The sequence below is a fragment of the Actinoplanes sp. G11-F43 genome, assembly GCF_050589265.1.
Taxonomy (GTDB): Bacteria; Actinomycetota; Actinomycetes; order Mycobacteriales; family Micromonosporaceae; genus Actinoplanes.
Genome location: NZ_JBNZCE010000025.1, coordinates 24,039 through 44,863, shown reverse-complemented (window position 1 = coordinate 44,863; position 20,825 = coordinate 24,039). Strand labels below are relative to the sequence as shown.

At 70.4% G+C, this 20,825-nt stretch carries 20 protein-coding genes; 11 read left to right on the top strand and 9 right to left on the bottom strand.

Features of this window, described 5'->3' with window-relative positions; translation table 11 throughout:
* Positions 1-13: 13 nt before the first annotated feature.
* The 6 genes from ACQ0O7_RS28925 to ACQ0O7_RS28900 all read left to right on the top strand — a co-directional run bounded on the left by ACQ0O7_RS28925 (position 14) and on the right by ACQ0O7_RS28900 (position 5,211).
* A complete protein-coding gene (locus tag ACQ0O7_RS28925; protein WP_430786364.1) occupies positions 14-910 on the top strand; it encodes a LysR family transcriptional regulator in 897 nt (298 codons plus the stop codon).
* Positions 911-1,008: 98 nt separating this feature from the next.
* On the top strand, positions 1,009-2,199 hold the full coding sequence (locus tag ACQ0O7_RS28920; protein WP_430786362.1) for an LLM class flavin-dependent oxidoreductase: 1,191 nt from the start codon (positions 1,009-1,011) through the stop codon (positions 2,197-2,199).
* Positions 2,196-2,720: a flavin reductase family protein gene (locus ACQ0O7_RS28915; protein ID WP_430786360.1), complete on the top strand. Its 525-nt coding sequence runs from the start codon at positions 2,196-2,198 to the stop codon at positions 2,718-2,720. Before ACQ0O7_RS28920 ends, ACQ0O7_RS28915 begins: the two co-directional genes overlap by 4 nt.
* Positions 2,721-2,759: 39 nt before the next feature.
* The gene (locus tag ACQ0O7_RS28910; RefSeq protein ID WP_430786358.1) at positions 2,760-3,704 is read left to right on the top strand and encodes an aliphatic sulfonate ABC transporter substrate-binding protein; all 945 of its coding nucleotides are present in this window, start codon (positions 2,760-2,762) and stop codon (positions 3,702-3,704) included.
* Positions 3,701-4,522: an ABC transporter permease gene (locus ACQ0O7_RS28905; RefSeq protein ID WP_430786356.1), complete on the top strand. Its 822-nt coding sequence runs from the start codon at positions 3,701-3,703 to the stop codon at positions 4,520-4,522. Before ACQ0O7_RS28910 ends, ACQ0O7_RS28905 begins: the two co-directional genes overlap by 4 nt.
* The gene (locus ACQ0O7_RS28900; protein ID WP_430786354.1) at positions 4,495-5,211 is read left to right on the top strand and encodes an ABC transporter ATP-binding protein; all 717 of its coding nucleotides are present in this window, start codon (positions 4,495-4,497) and stop codon (positions 5,209-5,211) included. The genes ACQ0O7_RS28905 and ACQ0O7_RS28900 overlap by 28 nt, the downstream gene beginning before the upstream one ends.
* An 84-nt stretch (positions 5,212-5,295) precedes the next feature.
* Here the strand turns inward: ACQ0O7_RS28900 and ACQ0O7_RS28895 are convergent, their stop codons facing one another.
* On the bottom strand, positions 5,296-6,339 hold the full coding sequence (locus ACQ0O7_RS28895) for a threonine aldolase family protein (RefSeq protein WP_430786352.1): 1,044 nt from the start codon (positions 6,337-6,339) through the stop codon (positions 5,296-5,298).
* Positions 6,340-6,410: 71 nt separating this feature from the next.
* Here ACQ0O7_RS28895 and ACQ0O7_RS28890 point away from each other — a divergent pair, with 71 nt between their 5' ends.
* From ACQ0O7_RS28890 to ACQ0O7_RS28875, 4 genes are all read left to right on the top strand, one after another.
* Positions 6,411-7,328: a LysR substrate-binding domain-containing protein gene (locus tag ACQ0O7_RS28890; RefSeq protein WP_430786350.1), complete on the top strand. Its 918-nt coding sequence runs from the start codon at positions 6,411-6,413 to the stop codon at positions 7,326-7,328.
* 123 nt (positions 7,329-7,451) lie between these two features.
* Complete coding sequence (locus ACQ0O7_RS28885; RefSeq protein WP_430786348.1) at positions 7,452-8,597, top strand: lycopene cyclase family protein; 1,146 nt, start codon at positions 7,452-7,454, stop codon at positions 8,595-8,597.
* A 31-nt stretch (positions 8,598-8,628) separates the two neighbouring features.
* Positions 8,629-9,687, top strand: coding sequence for a DUF2855 family protein (locus ACQ0O7_RS28880; RefSeq protein WP_430786346.1), 1,059 nt, complete (start codon positions 8,629-8,631; stop codon positions 9,685-9,687).
* Between the two features lie 43 nt (positions 9,688-9,730).
* A complete protein-coding gene (locus tag ACQ0O7_RS28875; RefSeq protein ID WP_430786344.1) occupies positions 9,731-10,777 on the top strand; it encodes a hypothetical protein in 1,047 nt (348 codons plus the stop codon).
* Here ACQ0O7_RS28875 and ACQ0O7_RS28870 read toward each other — a convergent pair.
* A complete protein-coding gene (locus ACQ0O7_RS28870) occupies positions 10,756-11,565 on the bottom strand; it encodes an SDR family NAD(P)-dependent oxidoreductase (protein WP_430786342.1) in 810 nt (269 codons plus the stop codon). The genes ACQ0O7_RS28875 and ACQ0O7_RS28870 overlap by 22 nt on opposite strands.
* A 45-nt stretch (positions 11,566-11,610) precedes the next feature.
* Here ACQ0O7_RS28870 and ACQ0O7_RS28865 point away from each other — a divergent pair, with 45 nt between their 5' ends.
* Positions 11,611-12,177: a winged helix-turn-helix transcriptional regulator gene (locus ACQ0O7_RS28865; RefSeq protein ID WP_430786340.1), complete on the top strand. Its 567-nt coding sequence runs from the start codon at positions 11,611-11,613 to the stop codon at positions 12,175-12,177.
* On the opposite strand, the gene ACQ0O7_RS28860 is transcribed toward ACQ0O7_RS28865, so the two are convergent.
* The 7 genes from ACQ0O7_RS28860 to ACQ0O7_RS28830 form a co-directional block, all read right to left on the bottom strand.
* Entirely contained in the window at positions 12,091-12,894 is an 804-nt protein-coding gene (locus ACQ0O7_RS28860) for a carbohydrate ABC transporter permease (RefSeq protein WP_430786338.1), read from the bottom strand. The genes ACQ0O7_RS28865 and ACQ0O7_RS28860 overlap by 87 nt on opposite strands.
* A gap of 3 nt (positions 12,895-12,897) precedes the next feature.
* A complete protein-coding gene (locus ACQ0O7_RS28855) occupies positions 12,898-13,827 on the bottom strand; it encodes a carbohydrate ABC transporter permease (RefSeq protein ID WP_430786336.1) in 930 nt (309 codons plus the stop codon).
* Complete coding sequence (locus ACQ0O7_RS28850; RefSeq protein WP_430786334.1) at positions 13,808-15,079, bottom strand: ABC transporter substrate-binding protein; 1,272 nt, start codon at positions 15,077-15,079, stop codon at positions 13,808-13,810. The genes ACQ0O7_RS28855 and ACQ0O7_RS28850 overlap by 20 nt, the downstream gene beginning before the upstream one ends.
* A gap of 32 nt (positions 15,080-15,111) precedes the next feature.
* Positions 15,112-16,992: a glycoside hydrolase family 43 protein gene (locus ACQ0O7_RS28845; RefSeq protein WP_430786332.1), complete on the bottom strand. Its 1,881-nt coding sequence runs from the start codon at positions 16,990-16,992 to the stop codon at positions 15,112-15,114.
* Between the two features lie 120 nt (positions 16,993-17,112).
* Positions 17,113-18,123: a glycoside hydrolase family 11 protein gene (locus tag ACQ0O7_RS28840; RefSeq protein WP_430786330.1), complete on the bottom strand. Its 1,011-nt coding sequence runs from the start codon at positions 18,121-18,123 to the stop codon at positions 17,113-17,115.
* 371 nt (positions 18,124-18,494) lie between these two features.
* Positions 18,495-19,271, bottom strand: a complete 777-nt coding sequence (locus ACQ0O7_RS28835; protein ID WP_430786328.1) for a response regulator — start codon at positions 19,269-19,271, stop codon at positions 18,495-18,497.
* A 289-nt stretch (positions 19,272-19,560) separates the two neighbouring features.
* The gene (locus ACQ0O7_RS28830) at positions 19,561-20,679 is read right to left on the bottom strand and encodes a sensor histidine kinase (protein ID WP_430786326.1); all 1,119 of its coding nucleotides are present in this window, start codon (positions 20,677-20,679) and stop codon (positions 19,561-19,563) included.
* Positions 20,680-20,825: the final 146 nt, after the last annotated feature.

Here is a 20,825-nt window from a genome sequence, read left to right as displayed (position 1 = left end):
TAGTCTCGCCGGGGTGCGTTTCGAGCAGCTCGAATACCTGATGGCGGTGATTCGCCACGGGTCGCTGCGGCGGGCCGGGGAGCACCTGCACGTGTCGCAGTCCGCGCTCAGCGAGGGCATCAGCGCGCTGGAGCGGGAACTGGGCGTACCGCTGCTGGAACGGCACCGCTCCGGCGCCCGGGTGAGCCGCGAGGGCCGGGATCTGGTGCCGTTGATCGTGGAGATCCTGGGTGGGGTGGCCCGGTTGCGGGCGGCGGCCGGTGATCACGGCACGGCGGTCCGGACGATCCGGGTCGGCACGGTCAACGCCGGGACGTCGCGGCTGCTGGTTCCGGCGGTGCGGGAGTTCGGCGCGGGTCACCCGAACACGACGGTGGACGTGGCGACGATGCTCCAGTCCGGCATCGAGGAGCGCCTGCTGGAGGGCAGTCTGGACGTCGGGTTGATCAACATGTTCCCGGGCGACGACATCCCGGCCGCCCTGCACCGGACGGTGTTGCTGCACGGAGTGCCGGCGGTCTGCGTCCGTGTCGACGATCCACTGGCCGGACGGGATCAGATCAACGTCGACGATCTGCGGGTACGGCCGTTCGTGGCGATGCGCCCGGGCTACCTGATGCACCGGCTGGCCCAGCGGCTGTTCGGGGACAGGCCACCGCCGGAGACGTTCGCCACCGACGGCGCGGAGATGGGCAAGAGCCTGGTGGCCAGCGGTACCGGGCCGACGATCCTGCCGGACTACAGCATCCTGGGTGATCCCCTGGAGAGGGCCGGGGTGATCACCGCGCGACCGCTGGCCGGGGAGGTGCCACCGGTGCTGATGGTGCTGCTCCGGCGCCGGTACGACCGGGTCCCGGCCACGATCCTGGACTTCGAGCGGACGATCGAGCGGCTGGCCCGCACGGTTTAGCCGAAGGGGTGTTCGCGATGCCCGTACACCAGAGGCCTTGCCTTGTCCTATAAATCTAGCGAACCTATAGGCATTACAGGCTTCATGGAGGGCCCGTCATGTCCCTGCGGTTCCACTGGTTCCTGCCCACCAACGGCGGCGACGGCCGGCACGTCGTCGGCGGCGGCCACGGCCTCGCCCCCGGCGGCTCCGGGCGCCCCGCCGACGTCGCCTACCTGACCCAGGTCGCCCGTGCCGCCGAGGACAACGGGTTCGACGCGGCGCTCACCCCCACCGGCGCGTGGTGCGAGGACGCCTGGCTCAGCACCGCGATGCTCAGCCGGACCACCGACCGGCTCAAGTTCCTGGTCGCGTTCCGGCCCGGCGTGGTCGCGCCGTTCCTGGCCGCGCAGATGGCCGGCACCTTCCAGAACCTGTCGCACGGCCGCCTGCTGCTCAACGTGGTCACCGGTGGGGAGAGCCACGAGCAGCGGATGTACGGCGACTACCTGGACAAGGACGCCCGGTACCGTCGCTGCGACGAATTCCTGGAGATCGTGCGCCGGCTCTGGGCCGGGGAGACCGTCGACTTCCACGGCGAGCACCTGTCCGTCGACGCCGCCACGCTCGGCCAGATCCCCGATCCGGTCCCGGACATCTACTTCGGCGGCTCCTCCCCCGCCGCCGGCATCGTCGCCGCGAAGCACGCCGACGTCTACCTGACCTGGGGTGAACCGCCGGACGCGGTGGCCGCCAAGATCGCCTGGATCCGGCGGCTGGCCGCCGAGCGGGGCCGTGGCCCGGACCACCGCCCGATCCGTTTCGGCATCCGGATGCACACCATCACCCGCGACACCGCCGAGGAGGCCTGGGCGGAGGCGGACCGGCTGCTCGCCGGGATCTCGCCGGAGACGGTCGCGACCGTGCAGCGCGGCCTGCGGCTCAGCGAGTCCGAGGGCCAGAGGCGGATGCTGGCCCTGCACAACGGCTCCCGCGACCGGCTGGAGATCCACCCGAACGTCTGGGCCGGTGTCGGCCTGGTCCGCGGCGGCGCCGGAACCGCCCTGGTCGGCAGCCACGAGCAGGTCGCCGACCGGATCGCCGAATACGCCGCGCTGGGTATCGAGGAGTTCGTGCTGTCGGCGTACCCGCACCTGGAGGGCGCCTACTGGTTCGGCGAGGGCGTCCTGCCGCTGCTGGCCGAACGCGGCCTGTGGAAGGACGAACGCCCCCGCCGCCGCGGTGGCCACGCCCGCGTCCCGTTCGCGACGGCCGGCACGCCCTCCCCCAGCGCCGCGGCGGGCCGGTGAACGGGTTCGCCACCAACCAGGATCTGGACGCCGGCCGGCTGCGGCAGGCCTTCGGCGTCTTCCCCAGCGGGGTGGTGGCGCTCGCCGCCGCCGTGGACGGGGTCCCGGTCGGCTTGGCGGCCAGCTCGTTCACCTCGGTCAGCCTGGACCCGCCGCTGGTCTCGGTGTCCCTCGCGAACTCCTCGAAGACCTGGCCCGACCTGCGCCGCGCCGACCATCTCGGGGTCACCGTGCTGGCCGCGCACCACGGCCCGCTCTGCCGCCGGCTGGCCGGCCCGGTGGAACACCGCTTCGACGGCGTCCCCTTCGAGTCGTCGGCGAACGGCGCGATCACCGTGCCCGACGGCCTGGCCCGCTTCGACTGCACGATCCACCGCGAGGTGGAGGCCGGCGACCACACGATCGTCCTGCTCCGGCTGCACGCGGTGGCCCACAGCACCGACACGTCCGCCGGCCCGCTGGTCTTCCACCGCTCCACGTTCGGCCGCCTCTCCCCGGTTCCACCACCCGCCGCCGCATGACCGGCGGCTGCCACCCCGTACCGCTGAAAGGATCTTGAGATGCCCACATCGCGGCGAAGTCTGCTGATCGGCTCGCTCGGCGCCGCCTTCCTCGCCGCCGGTTGTGGCGGGCCGGACGGCGCCGGAACCGGGAGCACCACCCTGCGGATCGGCTACCAGCGGTTCGGCGGGCTGAGCCTGGCCAAGGCCCGCGGCGACGCCCCGGACGCCGAGTGGTCGCTGTTCGAAAGCGGCCCGGCCCTGACCGAGGCCCTCAAGGCGGGCGCGATCGACATCGGACAGACCGGCGAGGCACCGCCGATCTTCGCGGCGGCCGGCAGAATCAACTTCCGGATCGTCGGTACGAGTGAGCCCGTCCCGCAGGGTGAAGCCGTCCTCGTCAAGTCCGCGAAGGGATTCCGGACGTTCGCCGACCTCAAGGGCAAAACTGTCGCACTGAACAAGGGCTCCAACGTCAACTGGCTGCTCGTCAAGCTGCTGGAACAGGCGAACCTCACCATCGACGACATCAACGTCAAGTATCTGAAACCCGCCGAGGGCCGCCCCGCCTTCGACGCCGATCAGGTCGACGCGTGGATCATCTGGGATCCGTATTTCGCGCTGGCCGAGCAGCCCGGGGTCCAGGTCCTCGCCGACGCCACCGGCCTGGCCGACAACCGGGAGTACATCCTGGCCGCGCCGGACGCCGTCACCGGCAAGGCCGAGCTGATCCGCGACTTCCTCACCAGGTACCGGGCCACCACCGACTGGGGCATCGCCAACCCGGAGGAGCGGGCGCGGATCCTGGCGCCGGAGCTGAAGATCGACGAGGCCACCACCACCCGGGCGCTGGCCCGCAGCGCGAAGCCGCTCGCCCCGATCACCCCGGAGATCGGCGACGAGTTGCAGACCATCGCGGACGGCTTCACCGAGCTCGAGCTGATCCCCGGGCCGGTCGACATCAAGGAACGTGTCGACGAGACGTTCAACCAGGCGTTCCTGTGACCACCACGGTCGATCCACCCGTCGTCTCGCGGTCCACCGCGGCCCGTCGGCCACGGGCCGGGCAGCGCCGCTGGTACCGGCTGATCAGCCCGATCGTGCTGCTCGTGTCGTGGGAGGCCGCCGCCCGTACCGGAATCCTCCCGCCGGAGAAGGTGCCCGCGCCCAGCCTGGTCGCCGAGACCGGCTGGCGCCTGGCCGCCGACGGCGAACTGACCACCCATCTGCTCGACTCGCTGACCCGGGCCCTGATCGGTCTCGGCATCGGCGGCAGCCTGGCCGTGGTGCTGGCCGCCGCGGCCGCGCTGCTGCGCACCGGTGACAACGCCATCGACCCGCCGGTGCAGATGGCCCGGATGCTGCCGCACCTGGGGCTGGTACCGCTGCTGATCATCTGGGTCGGCATCGGCGAGGAACTGAAGATCAGTCTGGTGGCGCTGGGGAGCTTCTTCCCGCTGTACTTCAACACGTACGCCGGCATCCGTGACATCGACCAGCGCCTCGTCGAAGCCGCCAAGACATGTGGACTGAATCAATGGGAGCGGCTTCGTCACGTCGTGCTGCCCGGTGCGCTGCCGTCGCTCTTCCTCGGCCTGCGGCTGGCGATCGGCGCGGGCTGGCTCAGCCTCGTCGTCGGCGAACAGGTCAACGCGCAGACCGGGATCGGCTTCCTGATGATGGAGGCCCGCGAGTTCGCCCAGACCGACGTGGTCGTGCTGGGGCTGGTCGTCTACGCACTGCTCGGGCTGCTGTCCGACGTGCTCATCCGCATCCTGGAACGGAGGACCCTCACATGGCGGCGCGGTCTGCAGGCGACGTGATCGTCGCGGTCGACGGCCTGCGGCGGTCGTTCGGCGACACCGTGGTCCTGGACGGTGCTTCGCTGACCGTCGCGAAGGGCGAGGTGGTGGCCCTGCTCGGGGGCAGTGGTTCGGGCAAGAGCACCCTGCTGCGCGCGCTCGCCGGACTGGATCCGGACGCCACCGGGCGGGTGACCGTGCCGTCCGACTACGGTGTGGTGTTCCAGGAGCACCGGCTGCTGCCGTGGAAGCGGGTCGCCGACAACGTCGCCCTGGGGCTGCCCGGGGCGGACGCCCGGGGGCGGGCGGTGGCCGCGCTGACCGAGGTCGGCCTCGGCGACCGGGGCGGCGCCTGGCCCGCCGAGCTGTCCGGCGGGCAGGCGCAGCGGGTGGCGGTGGCGCGGGCGCTGGTCCGGGAGCCGTCGCTGCTGCTGCTGGACGAGCCGTTCGGCGCGCTCGACGCCCTGACCCGGCTGCGGATGCAGCAACTGCTGGAACGGCTGCGCACCCGGCACGGCTTCGCCGCCCTCCTGGTCACCCATGATGTGGACGAGGCGCTTATCCTCGCCGACCGGGCCCTGGTCCTGGAGGGCGGCCGGATCGCCGAGGAACTCCCGATCACCCTGCCCCGCCCCCGTCACCAGGACGATCCCGGTTTCGGTGGCCTGCGCCGCCATCTCCTGGACCGTCTGGGCGTCCCCGCCTCCTGACCGGGTCGGCGCCTCGTCGCGTCCTCGGCGCGTCAGGCTTCGCCGCGTCCTCGGCGCGTCAGGCTTCGCCGCCTCTTCGGCGCGTCAGGCTTCGCCGCAGATCTCGCGGATCGCCGCGGCGAAACGGTCGACGTCGTCCGGGGTGGTGTCGAAGGACGTCATCCAGCGGGCCTCGCCGGCCGCGACGTTCCAGTCGTAGAACTGGAACTCGTCGTGCAGCCGGGCCAGCGCCTTCTCCGGCAGGCGGACGAACAGCGCGTTCGACTCGACCGGGTTGATCACATCGACGTGCCGGCGGACGGCTTGATACAGGCGTGTCGCCATCGCGTTGGCGTGCGCGGCGTTGCGCTGCCACAGGTCACCCTCCAGCAGGGCGATGAACTGGGCCGAGATGAAACGCTGTTTCGAGGCCAGCTGCATGGACGTCTTGCGCAGCCGGTCGATCCCGCCGTCCAGCTCCGGGTTGAGCAGCACCACCACCTCACCCAGCATCAGGCCGTTCTTGGTGCCGCCGAACGACAGGACGTCCACACCGACGTCGGTGGTCAGCGCCCGCAAGGGCAGATCGAGGTGGACCGCCGCGTTGGCCAGCCGTGAACCGTCCATGTGCACATACATGCCGTGCTCGTGAGCCAGGTCCGTGATCGCCCGGATCTCGCCGGGGGTGTAGACGGTGCCCAGCTCGGTGGACTGGGACAGGGACACCACCTGCGGCTGGGCCCGGTGCTGGTTGTCGAAGCCGTGAGCTTCACCCTGGACGGCCCGTACCGTCAATTTGCCGTTCTCGGCCCGGACCGGCAGCAACTTGAGACCGCCGGTCTTCTCCGGGGCGCCGCCCTCGTCGACGTTGATGTGGCCGGAATCCGCACAGACGACCGCGCCCCACCGGGCGCAGACCGCCTGCAGGGCCACCACGTTGGCGCCGGTCCCGGTCAGCATCGGGAAGGCCCGCGCGGTGTCACCGAAGTGCCGGCGGAACACCTCGCCGAGCCGCTCGGTGTAGACGTCGGCGCCGTAACTGCTCTGGTGGCCGTGGTTGGCGCCGGCGATGGCGGTGAGGACCTCCGGGTGGATGCCGGAGTAGTTGTCGCTGGCGAAGCCGCGGGTGTCGATGTCATGCAGGATCACGACAATGATCTTGACGGGACCGGGTGACGCCGCGAAACCGATGCAGACGATGCTGAGCGTAGGATTTTCCGATGCTCGACTCGTACCGGCTGCGTCTGCTCGTCGCCGTCGCCGACACCGGATCCATCGCCGGGGCGGCCGCCCGGATGGGATGCAGCGCGGCGGCGGCCTCCCAGCAGCTGGCGGTGCTGGAGCGGGAGGCCCGGGCCCAGTTGCTGGAACGGTCGGCGCGCAGTGTCCGGCTGAGCACCGCCGGGCGGGTGCTCACCGACCACGCCCGCCGGATCATCACCGACCTGGAGGTGGCCGCCCGGGAGGTGGCGGCGGCCGGTTCGGAGACCGCCGCCCACCTGCGGATCGCGTCGTTCGCCACCGGCACCCGCCGGATCATGGCCCCGGCGATGATCGCGATGCGGCGCCGGCAACCGCTGATCGAGTTGACGTTCACCGAGATCGAGCCGGAGGATTCGGTCCCCGCGGTGGTGGCCGGGCAGGTGGATGTGGCGCTGACCCATCAGTACGCCGGATTCTCCGGCCCCATCAGCAACGGCCTGCACCAGCAGCTCGTCCTGACCGACCCGCTGCTGCTGGCGGTCCCGGCGTTCGCCGCGCCGCCGTCGGCTCCGGGGCTGGAGAGCAGCGAGCTACGCGCGTTCGCCGGCGCGGACTGGATCTCCGGGATCGCCGTCCAGGGGTTTCAGGCGGTCACCGAGATGGCCTGCCACCTGGCCGGTTTCGAACCGCGGGTCAAATCCCGGGCGGACACCTACTCGGTGGTCCTCGATCTGGTGGCGGCCGGTCTCGGCGTGGCCCTGATCCCCCGGTCGGCGGTGGTCCAGCGGCCGGGCGTGACGCTGCTGACCATCACCGCACCGGTGAACCTGGCCCGCAACGTGCACGTCACCACCCGCACCTCGGACCGCTCCCCCGCGGTCGCCGCCTTCCGCGAGGAACTGATCAGACAGGGACGTGCCGGCAGACGCCGCTGACCGATACCGACACGACAAGCCCGGGATGCGGTGAGGGACAGCGGGGCGACGGGGCCGGTGCCGGGCTCTGCTCGGAGCCTTCCCGGCTTCGGCCGGCCGAAGCCCGCCTGCCATGCTGGGCCGGTGACCATCGACGCCGACATCGCCCTGGTCGGGGGTGGCGGGGCGGCCAGCCTGATCCTGGCCTCCCTGACGCCGGGCCCACGGGTGGCGGTCGTCGACCCGGTGCACAAACGCGGCCAGGACCGCACCTGGGCATTCTGGGGCACTCCCGGCACTTTCCTGGATCCGCTCCTCAGCGCCAGCTGGAACGCCGTCGACGTGGTCACCCCGGCGAGCCACCGCACCCTCGACCTCCAGCCGCTGCGCTACGCCATGCTGAGGTCCGCGCCCCTCTACGACCTGGCCGATCAGAATCCGTCTGCGGTACGTGTGACCGCCCCCGCCCACACCCTGGCCGACGACGGGAACCGTGTCCTGGTCAGCGCCCCCGACGGCACCCCGCTGGTGCGCGCGTCCTGGGTCCTGGACTCCCGCCCCCGCCCACCGGCCCGGCCCGGCCGGGTCAACTGGCTGCAGCACTTCCGCGGCTGGTGGCTGGAATCGGACACACCGGTGTTCGAGCCGGGCCGTGCGGTGCTGATGGACTTCCGGACTCCGCAGCCGGCCCGGGGTGTCTCGTTCGGTTACGTGCTGCCGGTCAGTGACCGGTTCGCACTTGTCGAATACACCGAGTTCTCCCCGTCGACATTGACCGGCGAGGCGTACGACACCGCGCTGCGCGGTTACGCGGCGACCCTCGGCCTGGATCTGACCGCACTGCGGGTGCGCGAGGTGGAGGACGGGGTGATCCCGATGACCGACGGTGTCTTCGAGACCCGGCCGTCACCGCGGGTGATCCGGATCGGCACCGCGGGCGGCGCGACCCGCCCGTCCACCGGGTTCACCTTCACCGCGATGGTCCGGCAGGCGTCGCGGATCGCCGCCGAGGTGGCCGCCGGCCGGCCACCGCTGCCCGGCCCGGCGTATCCGGCGCGGCATCTGTGGATGGACGCGGTGCAGTTGCGGGCCCTGGACCGGGGGCTGGTGGACGGGGTGGCGTTCTTCGAGCGGCTGTTCGAGCGCAATCCGCCGGACCGGGTGCTGCGGTTCCTGGACGGGGCCACGTCGCCGGCCGAGGAACTGGCACTGATGTCCTCGACTCCGCTGCTGCCGATGACCCGGGCGGCGTTCGGCGACGCCGCGGCCCGATTCCGTCGAGGGGTATGAATTTGCACTTGCTGTGCATTATCGTCGTCGCATGACCGCAACGTGGACGTTCGCCGTCGGCCGCTCGGATCTGGCGTCGACGAGGATCACGGAGGGTTCCACCCCCGAGCTCACCGAGGGTGAGGTGCTGCTGCGGGTCGACCGGGTCGGGGTGACCGCCAACAACATCACCTACGCTGTCCTCGGCGAGACCATGCGCTACTGGGAGTTCTTCCCCACCGACCTCGGCCCGTCGTGGGGCCTGCCCCCACTCTGGGGTTTCGCCGAGGTCGCCGAGTCCACGCTGCCCGAGATCAACACCGGACTACGGGTGTACGGGTACCTCCCGCCCGCCGGCCATCTGGTGATCCGCCCCGACCGTGTCGACGACACCGGCTTCCGGGACGGGTCACCACATCGGGCCGGGTTGCCGTCGCCGTACAACGCGTACCGCGCCACCATCGGCGATCCGGTGTACCACCCCGACCGGGAGGACCTGCTCGTCCTGTTCCGGCCGCTGTTCTTCACCTCGTTCATGCTCGCCGACCAGGTGACCGACCAGCACTTCTACGGCGCCGAGGCGATCGTGGTGTCATCGGCGTCCAGCAAGACCGCGTACGCGGCCGCTGCCGAACTCCACGGCCGCGGACCACTTCTGATCGGTCTCACCTCACCCGGGAATGTGGCGTTCACCGAGTCGCTCGGCTGTTACGACCGGGTGTTGACGTACGAGCAAGTGGTTGATCTGCCGTCGATTCCCACCGTCTATCTGGACCTGTCCGGCCGCCCGGGCACCCGCGCCGCCCTGCGGTCCCACCTGGGCGTGCAGCTGATCCGCGACATCGCGGTGGGCCTGACCAGCGGTATCCCGAACGCCGAGGCGGCCGGCGAGGTGTTCTTCGCCCCCACCCAGATGCGCAAACGCCGCCACGACTGGGGCCGGGCCGGCCTGGACGCCCGCTTCGCGACCGCCTGGCACCGTTTCGCCGCCGTCGCCGACGACTGGATCGACATCGAATCCAGCGACGGTCCCGCCGGTCTGCGCGACGCCTGGCTGTCCGTTCTGGACGGTCGAACCCCACCCCGGTCCGGCCGGACGGTGCGGCTCTGACCCCGGCTGGTTAGATCGACCCGAGTCGGCATCGGGGAGTTGTATGACGGTTTTCGGTTGTGGTGCCTGCGGGGCCGCCCTGTCGGTTCCGGTGTCCCCGGTGACGCTGCCCGAGCACGCGTCCCACCGGAGTTCGTACGGGCCGGGCTCGCATGATCCGGTGCTGGAGCCCCGTACGTACGCGGTGGATCCGTTGCCCTGCGGCCCGCCGTTCCGGCGGTGGGACCAGCTCGCCGGCGGTGAGGCCGAGGCGCTCGGCTGGTACGCACCGCGGTCCGGGATCTCCGGCGGACCGGCCGGGCGGGTGCTGCTCACGCCGGGAGACGTGCGCGGCATGGTCATCGATCCGGCGCGCGACGGTGACGGTGGATGCTGTGGACTCGCCGGCTATCAACTCAACACGGTCTGCGCCGCGTGCGGCACAGCGGTGGCCGCCTGGGCCGACGACTGCGGCTATCCGCGGGAGGTGTGGCTGGATCCGCGGGCCACCCGGGTGATCGACGACGGTCCCGGCCCCCATCCGCCGCTGAGCTGGACGGACCTGGCCGAGCATCGGCCCGGCATCCCGCCGGCCGAGCCGGAGGGCTACTGGAACCACGTCTGGACGGTGGCCGCCGGGGCCGCGACGGCTCACCTGCTGGCGGTCTCCGGCGGTGCCCGGATCCGGATCCCGGATCCGCTGACCGCCGCGATCTTCCGGCCCGTGCTCGACCGGCTGGCCGGCTCGGGGCCGGAGCGCACCCTCACCCTGGCCGGGCCCGGCCGGGCGGCTGCCGACGGTGACTTCGCCCTGGTCCCGGTGCATCCACAGACCGGCGAGATCTGGCCGGTGGATCCGCCGGTGAAGCCGGTCCCGCTGGCCTGGGACGTCTGGAGTCATCTCGCGTACCACCGTGATCCGAGGCCGGCCGGCCGCTCGGTCCCGCTGCCGCCCGAGGCGAAGGCCGAGTTGCTTCCGGGGCTGTTCTTTCCGGACGACCCGACCTTCTTCCGGGTGCTGGCCCGGCGGCCCGAGGTCCGGCAGCCGTGGCTGCGCGCCGTCTACGACCGCAGCCGTCACGACTACCGCTACTTCGACTTCGACCGCTGAATCCGCTCGGACAGGTCGATCAGCCGTTCGGCGTCGTCGACGTTCAGGGTGGGCAGGTCGAGCGGAAGCCGCCGCCCCCGATCAATCGCGGTCAGCGGTTCGGCCGGGGGTGTCTCCAGAAAATCATGGACCGGGCCGACCGCCTTGGCCACCGGCTGGGCGGCGACCGCCGCGAGCGCGCCGAGAAGCCCGCGCAGTACGGCCGGGAGCGGCCCGCGATCACCACTCCTGGTGAAACCGGGGTGGTAGAGCACATACCGCGCCCGGCTCCCGGACCGCGCGGCGAACCCGGGGCCGAGCAGATCGTTGGCCCGCCCGGCCTGCAACTGTGCGGTGACCGTCGAGTAATCGGCGGCCAGTGTCGGGTCGTCCCAGTGCACTCGGCCTCTACGCACGCCGACGCCGGCCACGTTGACGATCACCGGTGACTCGGCCCGGTCCAGGGCCGGGCGGAGTCCGAAACTGAGCAGGTAGCGGCTCAGGTAGTAGAGCGCGAACGTGCGCTCCAGTCCGTCTTCGGTGAGCACCCGGCGCGGTTCGATCCGGTTGGCGAACAGCGCGAGCGCGTCCACCACCGGGAACCCGGCGAGGATCTCGTCGACGATCCGCCGGTTCTCGGCCAGGCTCGACAGGTCCACCGGGTGGAAGCTGATCCGGCCGCCGGCCAGGGCCGCCCCGCGTTCCCGGTCCCGCCCCAGCACGAGGACCCGGTCGCCGCGCTCGGCCCGGGTCCGCGCGAGTTCCCGGCCCATTCCGTTCGTACCGCCGCTGATCACCACGACACCCATGTCCGTCATCATGGACAGGTGTCGCCGGACGACGTAAGAACGCACATGAGTGTGCCCACCCCGGTTCCGGCCGGGGAGTACGCGGCATGCCCGGTCACCGATGTGCTGCGCCTGCTGAGTGACAAGTGGGCACTGCTGTTGATCACTCTGCTGGGGCAGCGGCCGTACCGGTTCAACGAGTTGCACCGGGCGATCGACGGCATCAGTCAGCGCATGCTCACCCGCACCCTCCGTCATCTCGCATCGGACGGCCTGGTCGAGCGGGAGATCTTCGCGACGGTGCCGCCGTCGGTGGAGTACCGGCTGACCCCGCTCGGGGACAGCCTGCTGGAGCCGGTGCACGCGCTCGCCGGCTGGGCGGTGGCGCATCATCCGGAGATCGCCCGCGCGCGAGCCGCATCATCTTCTGACCGAATCGGGCCACCCGCTGACGGGAGCGGGCCACCCACTGACCGGGGCGGGCCATCCGCTGACCGGTTCGGGCCATTCGGTGACCGGGGCAGGTCACCCGCTGACCGGTTCGGATCACCCCTTGACCGCCCCGGTCAGGCCACCGACGATGCGGCGTTCGAAGAGACTGAAGAAGATCAGCGCGGGCACCATCGACAGTGAGGTGAAGGCGAGCACCTTCGCCGTGTCGACCGAATACTGCGAGGCGAACGCCTGCACCCCGAGCGGCAGGGTGAACGCGTCCTGGTCGTTGAGGATGAACAGCGGTAGCAGGTAGCTGTTCCAGCTGCTGACGAAGGCCAGGATCCCGGTGGTGATCAGGCCCGGCACGGACAGCGGGAGGACCATCCGCCAGAAGAAGCCGAGGCGGCCGCACCGGTCGATGGCCGCCGCCTCCTCGATCTCCTTCGGGATGGCACGCAGGAACGGGACCAGGATGATGATCGTGGTCGGCAGTCCGAAAGCGATCTGCGGCAGGATCACCCCGGGCAGAGTGTTCACCAGTCCCAGGTTCTTGATCAGCAGGTAGAGCGGGGTGATCGCCACCGTGATCGGGAACATCAGCCCGGCGGCGAACAGCGCGTACATCGCCGACCGGCCCCGGAAGTCGTACCGGGCCAGCACGTAACTGGCCATCACCCCGAGCGTGACGACCCCGATGGTGGTGGCGACGGCGGCGATCGTCGAGTTGCCGACCTGCCGCCAGAACACGTCGCCGGACAGCACGTCGGTGTAGTTGCCCGGCACCCACGGGTCGGGCAGCCCGGCCGGATCGACGGTGAGCTGCGAGTTCGTCCGGAACCCGCCGACGATGATGTAGAGCACCGGCCCGAGCATCAGCCCGATCAGGGCCAGGGCGGCGACGTAGACGAGGGGCATCTCCTACCGGCCTTCGGTGAGGGCGCCCTCGGTGTCGCGGCGCAGGACGAAACGCTGGTAGACCAGCGCGATGAACATCGAGACGGTGAACAGGACGACGGCGACGGCGTTGCCGTACCCGTAGTTGCCGGCGTTGCGGCCCTCGGTGACCATGTACGTCGCCATCGTCGAGGTGCCGGCGGTCGACGCGACGTACTGCCCCCAGATGATGTAGACGAGATCGAACAACTGCAGCGCGCCGATGATCGACAGGAACGCCCAGATCCGGATGGTCGGGCCGAGCAGCGGCAGGGTGATCCGCCGCTGCGTCTGCCAGTAGGACGCGCCGTCGACAGCCGCCGCCTCGGCCAGCTCCTGCGGGATGTTCTGCATGCCGGCCAGGAAGAGGATCACCGCGAACCCCACGTATTTCCAGGTCAGGATCATCATCAGGGTCCACAGGGCGAGATCCGGATCGGCCAGCCAGTCCCGGGTCAAGACATCGAGACCGATCGACTGGAGTACGCCGTTGACCGCCCCATTGGTCTGCAGCAGCAGTCCCCAGGCCGTCCCGGCGATGACCTCGGCGATCACGTACGGCACGAAGATCAGCACCCGGATCACCGACTGCCCGCGCATCCGGTGGTTGAGCAGCAGCGCCAGACCGATGGCGATCGGGCCCTGCAGGACCAGCGAGAGCACCACGATCTGGGCGTTGTGCCACAGCGCCTCGTGGAACAGCCGGTCCTGCAGGATGGTGACGTAGTTGTCCAGTCCGACGAAATCGGTCGGCGGCCCGAAGCCCTTCCACCGGTAGAAGCCGTAGTGGGCGGCCATCAGCACCGGCAGGATCACGAACCCGAGGAACATCAGGATCGCCGGCCCGGCCAGGACGGTGATCTCCGCGCGCTGAGCCCACCCGACGCGGCGGCGGTCAGCCCTTCTTCGCGGCATCGTTCACGGCCTGGATGATCCCGGCGACGTCACCCTTGTCGGCGAGCAGGTTCACCACACCGACGTTGAGTGCGTTGCCGACGTTCTGGCCGTAGATCGTGTCGAGCCATTGGGACACGTACGGCGCCTGGTTGTAGGCCTCCAGAACCGCCTTCAGGTAGTCCTCGGTGACCGCGCCCTGCGCTTGTCTACTGACCGGCAGCGAGTTGAACGCCTTGTAGTAGCCCTCCTGCACGTCCTTGGTCAGGATGAAGTTGAGGAAGTCGGCGCACTCCTTCGGCGCCTCGGCCGCACACGAGTAACCGTCCGTCCCGCCCATGATCGCGGCCGGGTCACCCTGCCCGCCGGGCACCGCCGGGAACGGGAAGAATCCCAGGTCAGGCAGCGGCTTGGCATCCTTCGTCAGGGACGCGATCACCCCCGGATCCCAGGCGCCCATCAGCTCCATGCTCGCCTTGTGGTTGGCGAGCAGACCGGCCGAACTGCCCGCGCCCTGCTGCGCGGAGGTGGTCAGGAACCCGTCGTGGAACGGCTTCGTGTCCGCGAACGCCTTCAGATCCTGCCCGGCTTTCGTCCAGCAGGCGTCGCCGAAGTTCTTGTCCTTCGCGGCCGTGTCGAGGGCGGCCGGGCTGCACGCGCGCAGGGCGAAGAAGTAGTACCAGTGGGCGGCCGGCCACGCGTCCTTGCCACCGAGCGCGATCGGCGTGCCCTGGGCCTTCAGCTTCGTGACCGCCGCGTTCAGCTCGTCCAGCGTGGCCGGCGGGGTGGTGACGCCCGCCTTCGCGAACAGATCCTTGCTGTACCAGAGACCCCCGGGCAGGATCGAGACCGGCACCGCGTACGCCTTGCCGTCGATCTGCGCGGTCTTCAGCGCGGCCTCCCCGACCGCCGCCTTCGACTCCGCGCTGATGTCGCCGGTGATGTCCTTGAGCTGGCCGGCCTCCACCATCGCGGCCATCTTCCCGCCGCCGCGCTGAAGGAAGATGTCGGGTGCCGAGCCGGAGTTCAGCGCGGTCTGCAGCTTGCCGTCCAGATCCTCGTTCTGCACCTGCTGGATCTTGATCGTGACGCCCGGGTGGGCATTCTGGAAGTCGGCGACGGTCTTCTCCCAGAACGCCTTGCCCGGCCCGGGCGTGGCGTTGTGCCAGAAGTCCATGGCGACGCTGCCGCCGCTGTCCTCCTCATCACCGCCACTACAGGCAGCCGTGCCCAGCACGCTCAACGCCATGACGGCGGCCAGCAGTCTTCTCATCGGACCTCATCTCTCCATCGGTTCATCGGACCTCATCTCTCCGTCGGGTCCGTGCGGTAGGTGGCGTGGTCGAAGTCGGCGTGGCAGCCCTCGGCGCCCAGGTCCTGCACCCAGAGCCCGACGAACGCGCCGGTGAATCCCCAGGCCTCCGGCTCGCCCGGGACGATCGTCGCGGCGTACTCGTCGGACAGCGTGGTGGCGTCGAAGGTCCCGCCCAGGTCGTTCCAGGACCCGTCGCCTATGCGGTACGCGAAAGTCAGGCTCGGCCCGTCCAGCCGGATCCGCAGCCCCACCCGCCGGTCCGGGCCGCCGTCTCCACCGGCGCCCGCCCCGGCCTGCCCGCCGAGCGGCACACGGGTGCCGGGCACCGCCGTCACCCGCCCGCTGTCGCAGGTCAGCACGCCGAGCACCGGGCTGCCGTCGTCCTCGGCGGTCACGTGCGGGAAGTACCAGTTGCGGGTGTTGTAGTACGCGGTGACACCGGCCAGCTCCCGGAAGCTCCGCGGCTCGAAGTCGACTGCCGCCTCGAAGGTGCAGCGCGCCGCCGTCACCCGCCGGGCCACCAGGCTGGGCCGCTGCCGCGCCATCGGCGACTGTCCACCCCGGATCCGCAGGTGCGAGGGCCGGCTGGACAGATCGATCCACTCGGGCCCGGCCGGCCGGCGCAGCGTCGACCACTCGGGCCCGAGCTCCGGCCCGTCGAAGTCGTCCCTGCCCTCACCCGCCACGGACCGAACCGTGCTCCCGCCCTCGGCCCAGCCGTGGCGACCTCCGGCCTGGTCCCGCCTGTCGCTATCCCCGGCCTCGGCCCAGCCGTCGCCACCCCCGGCCTGGTCCCGGCTGCCGCCGCCCCCGGCCTTCGCGTGCCCGTTCCTGTTCCCGGTCTCCCTACGCGGGTACCCGGCCGCGGCCCGCTCCTCCGGGCCGTCGGCCGATTCGCCGCGCGGCTCCCGGTCCGGCGCCGCCACCTGCTCGGCGGGCACACCCCCGGGGACGCGGGGCCATTCACCGGGTTGCCATTCCAGTCTCTGCAGGGCGGTCTCCCGGCCGAGGACACAACGACCGGACGGCGCGTACGGGCGGGCCACCAGATGTGCCAGGTACCAGTCACCGGCCGGGGTCTGGACCAGACTGCCGTGCCCGGCCTTCTGCAGTGCCAGATCCGGGCGCCCGGCCGAGGTGAGCAGTGGCCCGGACGGATCCACCTCATACCCGCCGAGCAGGTGCCGGGACCGCGCCACGGTGACCCGATGCTCCCAGCTGGTTCCGCCCTCCGCGGTGATCAGGTAGTACCAGCCGTCCTTGCGATAGACGTTCGGCGCCTCGGTGAACCCGGCCCCGGTGCCCTCGAAGATCAGGTGACCGTCCGGCCCGACCAGCCGGCGCTCCCGCGGGTCGTACTGCTGGATCTCGATGCCCGCGAACCGGTTCCGCCCCGGCCGCCAGTCGGCGCGCATCGACAGCATCCAGGACGTGCCGTCCTCGTCGTGGAAGAGCGACGCGTCGAACCCCCGGCCGTGCAGGGCCACCGGCTCCGACCACGGGCCGGTGATGCTGGGCGCGGTGATCAGGTGGTTCCGCGGATCCCAATAGCCGCCACTGAACGTCGCCACATCGGTGTAAAGCAGATGGAACAGCCCGTTCGCCCAGGTCAGGTTGGGCGCCCAGACTCCGCACGAGTCGTCGGTCCCGGTCAGGTCGAGCAGCCTGCGCTCGGTCAGGGCACCACCCAGCGGCCGCCAGCGGACCAGATCGGTCGAGTGGTGGAGACGCACTCCCGGGTACCACTCGAACGTCGACGTCGCTATGAAGTAGTCGGAACCCACCCGCAGGATCGACGGATCCGGGTGGAAGCCGGGCAGCACCGGGTTCCGGATCGTACGGACCCCGGTGGCGCTGGTGGCGATCGTCATGGTGTCCCCTCCGCGGTTGGCGGTGGCGCGGCGGCCCGATCCGCCGCGCCACGNCCCCCCCACGTCTGCGATATCGCCGGGCCTATCGGGGTGGCCGGGTCTATCGGGGTGGCCGCTCGGTCATCCGGCTCGGCAGGTGATCGTCGGCCAGGTCCAGTTGCCGTTGGCCATCACGGTCACGCCGAAGTTGTTGCCGTTGCCGTTCGGCCGGGCGGTGACCGTGCCGGACGTGCCGCTGACCGCTGCGTTCCAGCTGTTCTGCAGGGACTGGCCGCCGTTCAGGTTGAGCGTGACCGTCCAGTTGCTGGTGCCGCTGACCGCCACGTTCAGGTTGAACCGGTCGCCGAACTGCTCACCGGCCGACAGGGTCGCGGAGCAGTTGCTGCCGGTCGGCGGCGGGGTCGTCGGGTTGGTGCCGCCACCACTGCCCTCACGGACGGTGATGTCGGAGCTGCCCTGACTCTGGTAGCCCTCGGTGGCCATCACCTGGTAGCTGTGGTTGGTGCCCAGGTTGAGCCCCGCACGAGCCCACGCGTCGAAGTGGTTCGCCGTGGTGATCGTGCCCGAGCTGCGCTTCTGCTGGCGGACGCTCCAGTACTGGTAGAACGTCTGGATGCCGTCGATCGACGGCTGGTTGACCCGCTGGCTGCGCAGGATGTCGTAGGTGCCGCCGTCGGTGGTGACGGTACCCAGGCGGGTGGCGCCGCTGCTCGGGTTGTAGCTGCCGAAGTTCTCCACCACGTAGTACTCGATGAGTGGATTACGTGTCCATCCGTACAGGGCGAGGTAGGTGTTGTTGTTGCCCGGGTTGTAGGTGCCCGAGTAGGTGACCGTCCGGCGGGTGCCGGTGGCCCAGCCCTTGCCGCCGACCCAGTTGTTGGTGCTGCGGTCCCAACTGCTGGTGTACCGCCCGTCGGCACGCAGCGTCATGCTCGCGTTGCCGCTGTCCTTCCAGAACGAGAAGTAGTAGCCGTTGTGGGTGCCGGTGGTGTTGGAGCTGACGGTCCGGTCGGCCTCGGCGTGCGCGGCGTCCGCCATCGCCACGCCGGCCACGGCGGTGACGATGGCGCAGCCGACGGCGGTGAACAGGCGAGCGAGCCCTCGCCGTTGACGTTTCGGTTGGGTGGACATTGCTTCCTCCTTGGGGAAGGGCTGGCGGGGAACAGCCCCATGGACACGACAGACACACCTCGGGGTGGTGCCGGCGACCTGGACAAAGCCACCGTGAACCGTTGCCGTGCCACATGGCGGGGTGAACGGCCATCGAGAGCCGTCATTGCGGAATCGTGGCCCGCAGCCCCACCAGATGTCAACAACTTCCGGAAACGTTTCGGTAATACCACGACCTAACGCTCCCCCAACATCAACCCGCTTGAGCGTCTTGAGCTGGCAAGACAGCAGCATGCAACGATTCAAGGCGGTCGTGTCGATCGATACCCGTTTGCGATCCGGCCACCACTCTCCAAAAGTTTCGGAGCCGGGAAGCGTAATTTTTCGGTCTGCTAAGGCGACACCAGACCCATCTCGTACGCCATGATCACCAGATGCACGCGGTCCCGAGCGTTCAACTTCGTGAACAGCCGCGAGAGGTGGGCCTTCACCGTCGCCGGGCTGATGTGCAGCGCGACGGCGATCTCCGAGTTGGACCGGCCCAGCCCCACCAGGGTGAGCACTTCCCGCTCCCGCTCGGTGACGCCGTCAACCACCCGCCGAGGCCCCACCCTCAACTCCGGCCCGCGCTCCGATCCCCGGGGCGTGGACTCCGATCCCCGGGCCGTGGACCCCGATCCCCGGGGCGTGGACCCCGATGTCTCTCGCCGCAGCTCCCCGCCTGGTCCTGCGCGCGGTTCTTCCGGCGGGCCGACGAACTGCTCGATCAGACGCCGGGTGACGCTCGGCGCGATCAGCGCGTCCCCGCCCGCGACCACCCGGATCCCCGCGAGGATGTCGTCCAGCGCCATGTCCTTGACGAGGAACCCGCTGGCGCCGGCCCGAAGAGCCGCGAAGACGTATTCGTCGTCGTCGAACGTGGTGAGCATCAGCACCCGAGCCGGAGCCACCCCCGCCACGACATGCCGGGTGGCCTCGATCCCGTCCATGACAGGCATCCGAATGTCCATGACCACCACGTCGGGCCGCTGCTCCCGCACCAGCCGAACCGTCTCGACCCCGTCCCCGGCCTCCCCGACCACCATCAGATCCTCAGTGCTGTCGATGAGCACCCGCAGACCCCTACGAATCAACGGCTGGTCATCAGCCAGTACCACCCGAACACTCACCAGACCACCCGCTCTCCCTATCGCCATCCACCTGAGATCACTGTTCACGTCAGTCATGCCCGCACTGCCTCGGCCACCCCGGAACCGGGTCCTGCCGAGAACGCCTCAGCCGCACCGGAACCCCGCCCCACCCTGACCGCCTCGGCCACGCCGGAACGCCGGCTTACCCAGACCACGTCAGCCATGCCGAGACCGCGCCCTGCCCAGCCCGCCTCAGCCGCTCCGGAACCCCGCCCCACCCTGACCACGTCAACCACGCCGGAACCGCGCCCTACCGAGATCGCGTCCGTCATGCCGGGACTGGAAGCCGGGCGGTGACCTGGAATCCGCCGCCGGGATGCGGGCCCGCGGTGAAATCGCCGCCGAGCAGGGCGACACGCTCGCGCATGCCGGTGATGCCGTGGCCACTCTCCGCCACCGGCCCACCCTGGCCGTCGTCGGTGATCGCGAGGGTCAGACCCGCGGCGTCCCGGACGACGACCACGTCGCAGCGTTGGGTCCCGGAGTGACGGATCACGTTGGTCACCGCCTCCTGGACGATCCGGAACGCCGACAGATCCACATCCGGCGGCAGCGGATCCCGGCTGCCACGCCACTCCACCCGCACCTGCACGCCGGCCTCGCGAGTGCGGGCCACCAGACCGCCGAGATCGGTGAGACCAGGTGCCGGCGCGTAATCGACTGCCTCCGGCCCAGGATCGGAACGCCGCAACGTGCCGAGCATCCGGCGCAGAGCCGCAAGCGTGTCCCGGCTGGTGTCCTCGATCGCGGCGAGCGCGTCACGGGCCTCGGCCGGCTGGGTGTCGATCACCCGGCGCCCGGCGCCCGCCTGGATCGCGATGACGCCGACGCTGTGCGCGATCATGTCGTGCAGCTCGCGGGCGATCCGCAGCCGCTCGGCCTGCACGGCCCTCGCCTCGTCCTGCACGCGCTGGGCGCTGGCGAACTCGGCTCGCTGCCGGATCGAGTTCCCAACCACCCATGCGGTGACGATCACCAGCACCTGGATCACCGCGAAGCTGGCCAGATCGTCGATCTCGGCGAGGGGTGTGATGAGAAGGCCCCCGACGGCCGCCAGAGACGTGGCGGTGACCGAGAACCGGACCGATCGCACGGCGGCGGCGAGCCCCACCAGCGCGACGATGGCGGCGGCGAGAAGCAGCTGCACCGGGCGATGCGTCGCTCCCCCGTGGCCGTCGAGCATCACCACGGCGAGAAGCAACAGCAGCGACACCAGCGTCACCGCCGGCTGCCGCCTGGCGAAGCCGATGAGCAGGAGAAGCCCCGCGACGGTGAGGGCTGACTGCATCACCTGGTCGAAGGGGTTGACGGAGGCGGCAAGGATCAGAAGCAGGGAGACGACGGCGCCGCACCAGGCCAGCGCCGCCGAGCGGGTCTCGGTGGGCATGGCGTCGAGATTAGGCAGCGGACGAGGTCGTGGCATCGGACCGCGGTCCTAATACCCAGGTCTGACAAAGGGCCGTCCGGAACTTCATCCCCTGGTCCGATGCCACGCCGCCCCGAACGCGGCATGGTTGGCGCATGTTCACATCG